Origin of the sequence: Chitinophaga sp. 22308, from assembly GCF_052045305.1 — a bacterium.
In the GTDB taxonomy this organism is placed as follows: domain Bacteria; phylum Bacteroidota; class Bacteroidia; order Chitinophagales; family Chitinophagaceae; genus Chitinophaga; species Chitinophaga varians_A.
On sequence record NZ_JBQEOP010000001.1, the window covers coordinates 45948 to 59048 of the forward strand.

10 protein-coding genes are annotated in these 13101 nt (G+C 50.6%); 4 read left to right on the forward strand and 6 right to left on the reverse strand.

From position 1 onward, the window contains the following. From ACTJJS_RS00195 to ACTJJS_RS00205, 3 genes are all read right to left on the reverse strand, one after another. Window positions 1-3261 (reverse strand): SusC/RagA family TonB-linked outer membrane protein, encoded by a 3261-nt coding sequence (locus ACTJJS_RS00195; protein WP_440661933.1) that lies wholly within the window; start codon window positions 3259-3261, stop codon window positions 1-3. Window positions 3262-3266: 5 nt separating this feature from the next. After that, window positions 3267-5474 (reverse strand): T9SS type A sorting domain-containing protein, encoded by a 2208-nt coding sequence (locus ACTJJS_RS00200; protein WP_440661934.1) that lies wholly within the window; start codon window positions 5472-5474, stop codon window positions 3267-3269. Window positions 5475-5791: 317 nt separating this feature from the next. Continuing rightward, window positions 5792-6655, reverse strand: coding sequence for an archaemetzincin (locus ACTJJS_RS00205; protein WP_440661935.1), 864 nt, complete (start codon window positions 6653-6655; stop codon window positions 5792-5794). Between the two features lie 204 nt (window positions 6656-6859). Between ACTJJS_RS00205 and ACTJJS_RS00210 the strand changes: the two genes are divergently transcribed. The 4 genes from ACTJJS_RS00210 (at window position 6860) to ACTJJS_RS00225 (ending at window position 9838) form a co-directional block, all read left to right on the forward strand. Next, window positions 6860-7828: a DUF2268 domain-containing putative Zn-dependent protease gene (locus ACTJJS_RS00210; protein ID WP_440661936.1), complete on the forward strand. Its 969-nt coding sequence runs from the start codon at window positions 6860-6862 to the stop codon at window positions 7826-7828. A 116-nt stretch (window positions 7829-7944) separates the two neighbouring features. Further along, entirely contained in the window at window positions 7945-8889 is a 945-nt protein-coding gene (locus ACTJJS_RS00215; protein WP_440661937.1) for an FkbM family methyltransferase, read from the forward strand. Window positions 8890-9050: 161 nt separating this feature from the next. Continuing rightward, window positions 9051-9401 carry a DoxX family protein gene (locus ACTJJS_RS00220; protein ID WP_440661938.1) on the forward strand — a complete coding sequence of 117 codons (351 nt, stop codon included), beginning with the start codon at window positions 9051-9053 and terminating at the stop codon, window positions 9399-9401. A gap of 2 nt (window positions 9402-9403) precedes the next feature. Further along, window positions 9404-9838 carry a hypothetical protein gene (locus ACTJJS_RS00225; protein WP_440661939.1) on the forward strand — a complete coding sequence of 145 codons (435 nt, stop codon included), beginning with the start codon at window positions 9404-9406 and terminating at the stop codon, window positions 9836-9838. Between the two features lie 54 nt (window positions 9839-9892). Here ACTJJS_RS00225 and ACTJJS_RS00230 read toward each other — a convergent pair whose 3' ends face one another. The 3 genes from ACTJJS_RS00230 to ACTJJS_RS00240 all read right to left on the reverse strand — a co-directional run bounded on the left by ACTJJS_RS00230 (window position 9893) and on the right by ACTJJS_RS00240 (window position 12996). Further along, window positions 9893-10897, reverse strand: coding sequence for a metallophosphoesterase family protein (locus ACTJJS_RS00230; RefSeq protein WP_440661940.1), 1005 nt, complete (start codon window positions 10895-10897; stop codon window positions 9893-9895). A gap of 123 nt (window positions 10898-11020) precedes the next feature. Further along, entirely contained in the window at window positions 11021-11980 is a 960-nt protein-coding gene (locus ACTJJS_RS00235; protein WP_440661941.1) for a cyclase family protein, read from the reverse strand. 32 nt (window positions 11981-12012) lie between these two features. Further along, window positions 12013-12996, reverse strand: a complete 984-nt coding sequence (locus ACTJJS_RS00240; protein ID WP_440661942.1) for an aldo/keto reductase — start codon at window positions 12994-12996, stop codon at window positions 12013-12015. Window positions 12997-13101: the final 105 nt, after the last annotated feature.

Genomic DNA, 13101 nt, shown 5'->3' on the forward strand with positions numbered 1-13101 from the left:
TCATAATGTCAGATTTAAACCAAAAAAGAAAGAGCGGCTGCGGGGATATGCGGCATAATCTACTCCCGGCGTGATGGGCGTGGAACGGCGGGAGTTCACTTCCGGGTCATATCCGGTGTAACGGGTGAGCACGGCCAGATTATTGCCGGTAGCGTAAATCCGCAGACTGCCGATCTTTGCCCTGCCCAGCCATTTCGCCGGAAACGTATAGCCGATGGTGATATTGTTGATTCGCAGGAAAGAACCGTCTTCCACTGCCCAGGAGGTAGGATAGAAAGCGCCAGCGCCGGAGATGGGCATCCATATTTTAGCGTTGCCGTTCACTGCTGCCAGTTCTTCCGGCGACGCTCCGGTGACCACCTGCCTGCCGCCAACGGTGATGACCTGTTGTATGACTTTACCATTGTTGTCGATGGTGCGCCAGCGGTTTTCCATGATGCCCAGCATGTTGGTATGTCGGGAATAGGCGTTGGTAAATTCCACTTTGTTGGCATTCAGGATGCTGTTGCCGACCACGAAATTCAGGAACACGCTCAGATCAAAATTTTTATACGAAAACTGCTGGTTAAGGCCTCCGCTGCAGGTGGGATTGGCATTGCCGATAATGGTTTTATCGTTTTCATCGATGATGCCGTCGCCATTGAGGTCTTTTAGTTTCATCCATCCGGGCTGTGCAACGCCGATTGCGGAAGATACGTCTGTTACGCCTGGTTTCAGGCTGTATATTTTCGTACTGGCGTCGTAGTTAAAATCATTCAGGGTATAAAAACCATCATTCACAAAACCGTACATGGACCCAACAGGCTCGCCGGTCCTGATGATGAAATCGGCGGGCTGTCCGGAGATGCCCCAACCGGAGTTTTTATAGAACTGTGTCAGGTATCCGGAGAGCGATTCCACCTTGTTGCGGTTAAAGGCAATGTTGAAGGTGGATGTCCAGCTGAAATCATTTTTCTGTATAATGGTAGCAGCCAGTTGCAGTTCTATGCCTTTGTTGGAAGTGGTGCCTACGTTCTGCAGTTGTTCCAGGTAGCCCGAACTGGTGGGAATGCGGATGGGGATGAGCAGGTCTTTTACTTTGTTGTAATACAGGTCTGCGGTGAATTGCAGTCTGTCTTTGAAGAAAGCCGCGTCCAGTCCGATGTTCCGTGATACGGTGGTTTCCCATTTCAGGTTTTTGTTGGCGAGGCTATTGGAGGCATAACCGGGTGTGATCTGTTCGTTCAGGGCATATTGTGCGTTGGCGGCGTAGGTGTTCAGGTAGAGATAATCACCGATGCGGTTGTTGCCGGCGAGGCCGTAGCTTACGCGTAGTTTCAGGTCGGAAATAAAATGCACTTCACGCATAAAGGCTTCCTGTGATATCCGCCAGGAGAGCGCTGCGGCAGGGAAGTACCCCCAGCGTTTGTCCGGCGCGAATTTAGACGAGCCGTCTGCACGGAGGCTGGCGCTGAACAGATATTTGTCCTGGTAATCGTAATTGATTTTTCCAAAGAAAGACAACAGGCTGCTTTCGAGCACTGTTGTTTTAGGAAAGAGCGGGACTGTCTGCCCGAGGTTGAACTGCGCAAAAGCCTTTTCCGGCGTGATGCCGGCGGGGAAGTAACGCAGCTCGTTGTCCAGCATATTGGACCGGGCGGTATATGTTTCCTCACCGAGCAACGCCTGCACATGATGCCCGTTTTTTGCTCTGTTCGTATAGGTGACCACGTTGGAGTTGTTCAGTGAGCTGCGATTGGTGAGTATATTGCTGATGAGCGGCAGGTTGGCGCCGTTGAGCCTGGAATTGGACGTGACGGAGCCATCGAAGGCGTTCAGTTCCTGGCTGTTGCGGTCATATCCGATGGTGGAGCGGAAAGAGAAATTTTTGTTGAAGGTGTAGTTAAGGTAACCACCGATGTTGAATACGCGGGTATATCTTCGCCGGTATTGCGCGTTGCTGAGCAGCACCGGGTTGATGATACCAAGACCGTTGCCGGCGTTGGTATCGTTATAGTAATCTGTATCGTCTTCTTCTTCAGCGTTGGTATTATCAAGATTAAAAGGGCGGTATTTGATAGCGTGCCGCAGACCGTTGTAGGCGGAGGCGCCTTCATTGGAAGAGCCGGCGCCGCTGATGGTTTCATCGCTGTATCTTACGTTAAGACCTATACGTAGTTTGTCATTCGCTTTATGGTCCAGTTTAAAATTGATGAGGTTGCGTTTTAGTCCTGCATCGAGCATAATGCCTTCTTCCTGGTTGTTGGTATAAGAGAGATTGAACCGGGTGCTTTTGGTGCCTCCGGCGATGCTTACGTTATGTGTCTGCATCAGGGCTTTTCGGCCGAAGACGTTGTCTTGCCAGTCGATGGTGGGAACGGACTTGTATTTCTCCAGGTCTTCCCCGTAGATATTGGCAAAGGAGAGGCTGTCGGCGGTAAGGCCGCGGCTTCTTTCGTATTGGTACTGTACAAACTCATAGGGTGACAGTACTTTCAGTTCCTTTGGCAGGCGGCGTATGCCGACAGTGCCGTTGTAACTGACGATGGTTTTACCTTCTTTTCCGTTTTTGGTGGTGATGATCACTACGCCGTTGGCGCCACGGGCGCCGTATATCGCGGTGGCAGAAGCATCTTTGAGCACGTCTACGGATTCGATGTCCTGTGGCGCGATGCCGGCAAATCCGTCCTCCACCTGCACGCCATCGATGATATAGAGGGGGGCGTTGTCTTGTGTGACGGACCCGCCGCCCCGTACTTTAATGGTGAAATCGGAGCCGGGTTTGCCTTCCGAGGAGGTGATCTGCACGCCGGCAAGACGGCCGGTAAGCGCTTCTGCGGCGGAGTTGACAGGAATATCTTTCAGCTGTCTGGCATTAACGGAAGAAACGGCCCCGGTAAGGTCTTTTCTTCTGACGGTAGCATAACCCACCACCACGACGTCGCTGATGTTCTTCGTTTCCATCACCATAGATACGTCGATAACGCTGCGGTGGCTGATACTCTCTTCCCGGGCGACATGACCGGTATAGGAGAAAAGCAGTTTGTCTGCGGCAGCCGGCAGTTTCAGGGTATAGCGACCTTTTTCATCGGTGATAGTGGCTGTTTGTGTGCCCTTTAGTCTAACGGTGACGCCTGGCAGTGGTTGACGGTTTTCTGCCGAAGTAACCGTTCCCGTTATAGTGTTTCCCTGTGACTGTGCTGTGGCGGCGGGTGCCAGCCACAGCATCATACAGACAAACATGCCGGTTAGTTGTTTGATAAATTCCTTTTTATACATCATGACAATCATTTAAAAATTAGGAACACCTTTCCTGTCCTGACGCCTCCGTTGTCCATTACCAGCAGGTAGGTGCCGTTGCCGAGTTCTCCGGTGTTGATGTTGGTAGTTGTAGCGCCGTTGGCGGCGATGCAGGTTTTTACCCGTTGCCCGTCCACCGTGTAGAGGGTGATGCCTGCCCTGCCTTTTACGGCCGGATGGCCCACTGTCAGCCTGTCTGACACGGGATTGGGGTATATTGTGATATTGCTGTTTTTGGTGTTTACGGGAGATGACAGGGCGTGCCTCAATGCTTTGTTGGCCTGTTGACGCATCATCAGCGCGTTGCCGAGGGTGATGGTTTGGCTGTATACGGTATCACCGGTACCATTAGGGTGGTAGCTGCCGATTTTATAGTAGCACGTTTGGGCCGGAGCGGCTGGATCGTCAGTAACGTAGTGTGTTTGGTTGATGTTGGAATTGATAGTGGCGATCTTCGTAAAGTTGGTGTTGTCGGTGGAGCGGAAGATACCGAATGCAAAAACGTCTTTCGCCCAATCGGTGTCAAAGCTGATGCGTACGGTATCTCCGCCGGTGCGGATGCCGGCTGTTTGTATGAAAGTCACCTGTTGGTCTGGTGAAGGGATAGCGTTGAGGTATTTTTCCAGCATGGTAAATCCGTCACTGTCAACGCTATTGGCTGCTATGCTGATGGAGTCGCCGCCTTTCATTTTCTCCCACCAGTTGGGCAGCCCGTCGTTGTCTGTATCATCGGGGTAGGTGGAAGCAGTGAGCGTGGGCCATCCGCCGACGGTGTTCTGGCTGTCGATGATACCGGACGGGCTGCCCGCCCCTGGCGCATGATAGCTGGTATCGCCGAAGGTAGCGGTACCGGTGCGTGTCTCCCTGATGATACGCCTGTCGACGGTATCCCTGCGGGGCAGGATAGCGCCTGCGGTGGCGGTGACGGAGACAAAGGCATCCTGTGCTGATTGTGTGGTCACCGGCGCATAAGGGAACGGCGTATTGACGCGGGCATTGGCCAGTGCGGCCGCTGCTCCGGGCTGTCCGTCAGGATGCACGCCATAGGTCCAGTTATTGGACGAAGTATCGGTGGTTTCTTCCACGCAGGGGTAACCGGGAACATAATTACCTTTGATATAGAATTTTCCACCGGGAATGGTATCTCCGGCCAGTGACACGCTGAAAGTGGTATACAGCAGGATACGGTGGCGGCGGTTGCTGGTGGCGCAGTTCAGGCTGCCCGTGGTGGCCGGACCGGGTTTGTAGTAATTGTTGACCATATTCTGATGGCCGCCTGCGCCGCCATAGCTTGATCCCACCCAGTTGTAGATAACGTTGTTCCGGAAATCGACGTACTCCAGTTCCGGCTGGCCGGTGTTGGCGCTACCGGAGAAACGCGGATTACGGTTGCTGTGGCTGGCCAGCAGGTTGTGATGAAAAGAAGATTGTTGTCCGCCCCAGATGCCACCGTAGCCGTGCGGTGTTTCTTTAACATGTCTGGACTTGTAAAGACTTTCACTCAACAGGCTCCATTGCAGTGTAAAATTAGAGATTGCATAAAAAGAACCTGCTTCATCGGTAGACCAGCTCATGGAGCAGTGGTCTATGATGATATTGGAATAGGGCTTGGTAACGGGAGACCCGAAGTTGTTGTACATGGCGTCCACCGCTTTTGCGGTGTCGTTGGGATTGAGGATAATATCGCCGGGGCGGCTGCGGATGTACCGTACAATGATGTTATTGGCCCGTATGCCCATGCCGTAGTTGGCCAGGCAGATGCCATCTCCCGGGGCGGTCTGCCCGGCGATGGTGACGTTGTCCTGAGTGAGCACTACCGCGCTTAAGAGGTTGATGGTGCCGGAAACCTTGAACATGACGGTGCGGTTAGGCTGACTGACAGCGTCGCGCAGACTGCCGGGCCCGGAGTTATTGAGATTGGTGACGTAGTATACCGTGCCGCCCCTGCCACCCTGTGCGAACCTGCCGGCGCCTTCAGCGCCTGGGAAGGCGATTTGGGGAAGAGGTCCGCTCGTGTCGGTCTTCAGGCCGGCGAGCGTTTTCGCTGCAGCGGAGATATTTCCTGAAATTGCTACCTGTTGCGTAGCAGTAAGCGCCCAGGTAGCGGTAGCAGCATTTTGCGCATAGGCGTGGCCGTTAGTGACAATGGTGATGGACAGTGTCGCTGGCAATAAAGGAAGTAGCCATTTTTTCATAAATATTTCCCCCGGATATTAGTTAGATAAATATTTGCGGTGTTTGCCGGAAAGCGCTGCCGGCCGGGCATACGGCCGGATCAGGCGTGCTTTGTTCCACAATACATGGAAGACACTGTCAGTATATGAAAGACGTGGTGAACAGGCTTCTTCTGCTTCTCTGCTTCCCTGATGCTATAGTATAATGCTGGTTGATATAGTTTCTCTAAACAAATTACGCCCGAAACCGGTTACTTTGCAACCCTTCGGGCATATAAATCACCGAGAACGTTACCGGAGAAAAGGGAGATGCGGGGGAAAAGAGCAATATGTACATTTTATCTGATGGCGTCGAGGTCTTTTTGCAGTAGGCGCTGGTCGGGCTGTAATTGGTGTTGATGGCAGTAATTGACCAGTTGCTCCAACCTTTTTTGATGATCATACCGGAGATTCCAATACAGTTTTTGCTGACATGCTGAACAGAGGCGATTGGGTGCCTGGTCGGTTTCATGCAGGTTATTGGAGCCGTTCATGACGCATTGGGCGTGAAGGCAATGACGCAGCGAAAACATATGGCCGATTTCGTGTGAAGCGACTTTATTGAGCCTCTTTAAGCAAGTGATATAGTTAGATGTGTCCAGTGTTTTGTCCTGTAGCCGGTAAATGGAAGATACGCCTACCTTGTCCGTATAGGAGGCGAGACCGAACACATAATTCCAGTCGCTTTTCGGATACAGGTCCAGGGCGCTGATGGCCATCAGGGTGATGCCGTCGTTCGGGATATTACCTTTTAGCAGGCTATCCAGTATATAAGGCGCCAGTAACTGGATATGGCCGTCTTCCCGCTGCCGGAATGTGCCGGGGGGAAAAGCGCTGTCTGAACGGGCCGGCAGCAGCACGGTTTTCAGCTGGAAAAAGATAGCGGTATACTCCCGGGCAGCTTCCAGTATCTTTTCCTGAAGCGGGGTAAACTCACCCACGGGCAATAAATAAATCACCGACCGGGCGGCCGTAGTTTTTACCGGGCGGGCGGCCTTATATGAGTCAAACGTTTGTGCTTTTTCTTTGTGTGTGGCACGCCAGTCACCTTCCTGTGGCGTACCGAGAGGTACATCGTTACGCGCGATAGCGTTGAAATAAGCCTGTTGACCTGCTATTACAGGGTCGGCATGCCTGTAGCGGCAAGCGAAAAACATCGACATAAAAGAAAGTAAAAAAACAGGCAGCAGCCTCCTTTTCGGGAACATCATGGCAAGGGTTTTAGCAGCGGACAATTTGGTCGTTTTATATAGGATGAAATAACTACAGTATTCCATAACACAAAATACTGTTTCCTGTAAATTGGGGAGATGCCCGTTTTTCTTTATTTTACCTGGTAATTCCTCAGCCAACAAATCAAACCTTACATGAAAAGAAAAACCGGTTTTCCTGTCTGTTGTATCGCATTCCTGCTGATGTTTTCCTGTTCCGCCCGGGTGCTGGCGCAGGACGCTCCGCGCGTGTTTACCTCCGATGTTGATAACTTCTGGACGGCTTTTGACAGTGTGACGACGGTCAAGGACACCACGCGGCAGATTGCGCTGATGCAGTCACTGTACATCGATAAAGGCACGGAGGGGCTCAGGCTGTTCATGCAACTCAGGAAGTTCGATGCGGCCAGACTGGTAACGGCTGTCAACAAGTATCCTAAATTCTGGGCTTCTGTAAGGGAAAATACGTTGAAAATAAAACCTAAGATGCCTGCTATCGAAGCGCATATACGGGAGTTTAAGGTGTTGTACCCTGATCTTCGTCCGGCGAAGCTCTTTTTCACGATCACGGCTGTACGCGCGGCTGGCACCGTGCGGGATTCACTGGTCCTGATAGGAACGGAAATAGCTACTGGGAATAAATACACGGACGTGTCGGAGTTTCCGGACAAAAGGCTGGCGAACTTCTTCCAGGCGCAAAGCACAGACAATATCATCCCGGTGGTAGTGCATGAATATGTGCATACCCAGCAACGGGCGGAGGCCAAAATATTGCTGGGACAGGCATTACAAGAAGGTGCCTGTGATTTTATCACGGAGCTGATCTTAAAAGAGCCTTTAATGAATTCTTACCTTCAGTACGGACGGAAGAACGAGCAGGAGCTGAAAGCGGCATTCAAAAAAGAAATGCTGGGAGAAGATTTTTCCAACTGGCTGTACAACGGTTCCACCACGAAAACCATGGGAGACCTGGGCTATTTCATGGGATATGCCATTTGTAAGTCGTACTACCAGCACGCCACAAAGAAGGGGCAGGCGATAAAAGACATTATCACGCTGAATTATGGCGATCAGGCGGCCGTGACGGCTTTCCTGGAGAAATCCCGGTATTACGGACGTAACTAAGGCCCGCCTGTGGCCGGTAAGCGATGCCCATTGTTATTTTTATATATTGCGAATGGTGCTTATATTTACCGGTATTTCAGCGGGTTATCCACAATTAAAAAAACAGCAGCATACAGATGTCATTAATAGATAAAGTACTCAATACACCGGAATTAACGAATCAGCCACCTGTACTGGTGGATATCGGAGCATCGGGCGCCATCCATTTCAGGTGGAAGAAGATCGCGAAATATGCTGTCTGCATTGCCTTTGATCCGGACGACCGAAAGTACGGGTACATTGTCAAAGAGAACGACAATTACCGGAAACTGTATGTTTTTAACTGTGTGGTGGCAGACACTTCCAGCGACGGGCAGCCGTTCTATCTGACACGGTCGCCTTACTGCTCCAGCTTCCTGGTGCCCCGTACGGAAGATCTGAAGCCTTATGCTTTTGCGGATAAGTTCGAAGTGGAACGGGAAACCAAACTGATGACCCGCACCATCCCGGAGGTATTACAGGAGCTGAATATCGGGTACATCGACTGGTTCAAAACCGATTCACAGGGACTGGACCTGCGCATTTTCCAGTCGCTGGACGATAAGATGGCCCGTGACATCAAAATAGCGGAATTTGAGCCGGGCATTATGCATGCCTATCATGGGGAAGATAAGCTGCATGCCGTATTGCGGCATATGGACAACCTGCCTTTTTTCCTCAGTGAAATCACCGTAAAAGGGCCTAACCGCATATCGCAGGAGCAGCTGAAAAGTATTAGCAGCAGCCCTTTCATGCAGAAGCTGCTGGCAGCTTCCCATAAGGAGACCGCCGGCTGGGGGGAAATGGTGTACCTCAATAATTTCGATGCCAGCGCCAGCCACAGCCAACGCGACCTGCTGCTTGGCTGGGTGATAGCCACGCTCAACGAAGAATTTGGCCTCGCTTTACAGATAGCCACACAGGGTGAAGAACAATACAAAACGCCCATTTTCGGGGAAATGCGCCGCGGCAGTGTGAAGAACATCCGTCGCAACCTCTGGAAGCTTCGTTTTATGAGCCATGTATGGCGTAAACTGTTTTAGGATATTGTTTAACATAAAAAGGGACAGCCCGCTCATTTGAGCGGGCTGTCCCTTTTTAAAGGCATGCCATTAAAAAAGCGAAAAGTTCACCATAATTCAGTAAATTATATTGTCGAGCTTTGTTACCGTCAACACTGGTTTTCCCACTAATATTGTTTGTCATGATCTTAAAAATCATCAATGCCATATTGATTCTTTTCGCTGTATTTATGGGTTTTAAACAGGGCTATGCCATGTTTTCCGGGAAGCCGGAAATGCTGGAGATGTTTGGCAAATGGGGCCTGGGCCGGACCGGTGTCATGATCAACGGGGCCATTACCATACTGGCAGCAGTATTGATACTTTTCCCGAGAACGTTTGTATGGGGCAACTTCCTGATGGCATTGGGCATCCTGCTGATTATCTGTTTTCACCTGCAGGACAGAGACATGAAAGGTGTGCTGATAGAACTGCCCTTTCTGCTACTCAACCTGGTGATCATCTACCTGCAATACCCGCTAAAAAACGTGTAACCATGTATCACATCATCCCGGTTATAGTCGTGATAACGCTGGGGATGCCGGTGCGCACCAGCGGACAAAGCCATCCCCGGAAAACGGCGGAACAATCATCTTCCAAAAAACAAGCTATGGATATATCTGAAATCACCCATCCGGCTGTACGAAAAGCGATCGAAGCGCTGCAGGCCGGCGATAAAAGCTGGTATTCCTTTTTTACCGATCATCCTGCCATGACGGATGATGGCAATACCGTCGATTTTAAATCCTTCTTTGCAAAGGCGTTGGGGAATGAGAAATTCCTCTCTGTTGACAAGGTGGAAAACGGCGGCAAAGACATATATGGCAATTTCAAAGCCGGCAGCTGGGGCACATTTAAGGTGTTCTTTAAGTTTCACGAAGGGCCGGCAGGTAAGTTTGATCGCCTTGATATCGGACAGGCGACGTATTGAACGTGTATAGTTTACAGGAATAAGGCAGCGCCCGGGACGACCCGGGCGTTTTTTTTATACCCTACGCTTACTCAGTTTTATCGTCCGGTTGGAAATATAAGGCACCGCGGGGTATGTCCAGTCGTTTTCCGGCATGCCCAGCGCTGTGGGTGTTTTGCCGATAAAACTACTGCTACGGCCTGTTATTTTCGTAGTGCCGTCGACGTGGATTTCCACGAGCGCCCATAGAGGATCGCGGTAAAAGGACATGTATTTCATCAGCGGATATTTTTTGTGGATGGCGGCATCAAACGGTTCATCGACATAACGGGTGCCCCGCCAGAAGTAGGTAGCGCTGTTGATTTGTACGTGATGTACGTCATTGATACAGTTATAATAATCCTGATGGAAATGACCGGAGAAAGCCATTTGTACCTTTCGGAAGCCTGCTTTTTTATTGGCATGTTCAAACAGCAGTCTTACCTGGGCAGCGTTTTCCACGGCATTATCATTGTCAAATCCCTGATGGCAGAACACGATCACCGGCAATGGTGTGCTGTCAAGGTCTTTCGCCAGCCATTGCAGTTGTTCTTCGCCGATGAAACGCTCATATTTCCATTTGGGCTGATGGCCGGGATTGGTATCGTTGCCATCGAGCACAATAAAATGATATCCTTTCAGGTCGAAGGAATAGTAGGTGTTGGGGATCTTCCAGTATTTAGCGGCATCGGCGGGCGTGAAGCCGCCATCAGTTTCATGATTGCCCACTACGTGATAAGCCGGACCTTTGAACCGGTCCCAGATGTCCATGATCACGTTGTTTTCCTGTTTAGGTTGACAGAAATCTCCCAGCTGTATGATCATATCTGGTTTCAGTTGCTGCATGTCGCTGATAAAAGCTTCCAGCCGTGCAGGCGCGTCGTAGGTAAAATCCTGGTGCAGGTCGCTGATGATGCCAAATCGTATAGGCGTGAAAGTGTCTTTGCCTGGTAAAGGCGTTGTAGCGGAGCCGAGCAGGGGCACGCTTAAACCGGCCGCCAGCGATAACGAAGTATTCCTGAGAAAATGTCTCCTTTTCATAGTGGTAATATTCAGAAAGAGCAGGTTTTAAACTACAAATAAAAAAGCCAAACCACAAGCGGTATAAAAAGATAGCCCACTCCGGGGAGTGGGCTATGCAAATACTTTGTACCGGTAGTGTGTTTAATAAATAGCCACAGGGTTAATATTTACCTGCGTGGAACCAACGTACAGCGGCTGTCCCAATACGAACAAAAATTCCCATACCTTCTCGCGTACGAGTGGACGGCTGTCGATCAATTCCAGGTTGTAGATCCCTTTTTTAGCCAGCATAAACTGGTTGACAGGAAATTCTTCTTTGGTGCCAGGATTGGGGTATACTTCCGATGCCCAGGTGTCTCCGCCAAAGGCCACAATGCCTTGTTCTGCGAGCCATTTGGCCGCTTCCATGCCGATGCCCGGCTCCACTTCCAGGAACTGTTTATTGTCTTTTCCAATCAGCTCCAGCCAGCCGGTGTTAAAGAGTACCACATCGCCTTTGCGCAGGGTGAGGCCTTCTTTTTTCAGTACCGCCTGTATATCCGCAACGGTAAATTCCATACCGCCGGGCACAATTGGTTTTCCGTAGTGTGTTGTCATGTCCAGTACCACGCCGCGTGTAACCATTGGCGGTACTTTCTCGACGCCCAGTTTCTCCACGCCTTCCACAGTAACAAAATCCACGGCTTTATTACCATTGTAATAAACGTTGTCAATGCCGATGTGGCCGATGCCGTTAAGCTGTGTGCCTACGCCGGTCCACGCGTTCACCAGTTCGTCGTTGAAGCTGAATTTGTTGGGGCCGAGGGTTTTTCCGCCCTGTTCGCCAGGTTGGATATTGTACAGGTGAAAGCTGCGGTGCCGGAACGCCGGCAGGTTTTTGTCTACTGGCACGGCCAGTGGCAGCGTTTTGCCTGTTTTGACGAGTTTGATGGACTGCATCACTATTGCCGGCGACAGCAGATTGGCGGCGCCGATTTCGTCATGCTGGCCGTAGGCGGAGCGATACCAGCTGGTGTCGGCCGTTTGTCCGAGGGAAGGCAGGGCAGCTATCATAACAGCGCCTGCCAACATGGATATTTTATTAAAAATTGATGTGTTCATTTGTTTGTGCTTTTATTTCTTTTGGGAACTGGTTAGTGCTTCGCCAGCTCCTGCCGGATGAACTGCAGTTCATCGGCGGTCAGTGTGATGTCCATTGCTTTGGCGTTGCTCTCGGCCTGGGCTGCGTTCCTTGCGCCTGCCAGTACCACGGATATGCCTTGCTGCAGGGAAGTCCAGCGGAGCACCAGTTGCGCCAGTGAAGCCTTTTTGCTTTCTGCCAGCGGCTGAAGGGCTGCTAACAGAGCTTTTACCTTTTCCGGGTTGAACTGTCCGAAATAATCGTTACGATGATCGTCCGATTTTAATGTTGCGTCGGCAAAGTATTTTCCTGACAACAAACCTCTCTCCAGCGGACTGTAAGCGATGATGCCGATGTTATGCGCTGTTGTATAGGGTAGTAAGTCCTGCTCTATACTTCTGTTCAGCATACTGTAGGGCACCTGGTTGGAAGCGAGGTTAAATGTCCCGGCGGCAGCTTCCACTTGTTCCAGGCTGTAATTGCTTACTCCGCCGGCTCTGATTTTACCCTGGCGGATTAAAACCTGCATGGCTTCCATCGTTTCATCGATGGGTGTGGAAGCGTCCGGCCAGTGAAGTTGTAACAGGTCGATGTAGTCTGTCTTCAGCCTTTTGAGGCTTTCTTCGACTTCCTTTATCACGTTTTGTTTCGCTGCATATTTATATACCGGTATCACTTTTCCGTTCTCTGCGGCATCGAAGAAGTATTCACCTTTGCCTTCGTTGCTACCATCCCATACCAGCCCGAATTTGGTCAGTATCTGTACTTTGCTGCGGTCTTTACCCGTCAGGGCATCACCAATTAATTCCTCACTGAGCCCGAAGCCATAAAATGGAGCGGTATCCAGGGATGTAACACCATGATCGATAGAGGCATGGACGGCCGCAATCGAGTCTTTCCGTTCATTTCCTCCCCACATATTGCCTCCGATCGCAAATGCACCATAAGTAATGGCGGATAATTCCAACGAAGACTGTCCTAATTTTCTGTATTCCATTTTTCTGTTTTTGATTTGACAATGCAAAAGTCCGCCCTTTTATACTATTCTTAAAATAGTATAAATAATGTGTTTGTATCAGAATAGTAATAATGGGTTGTGATG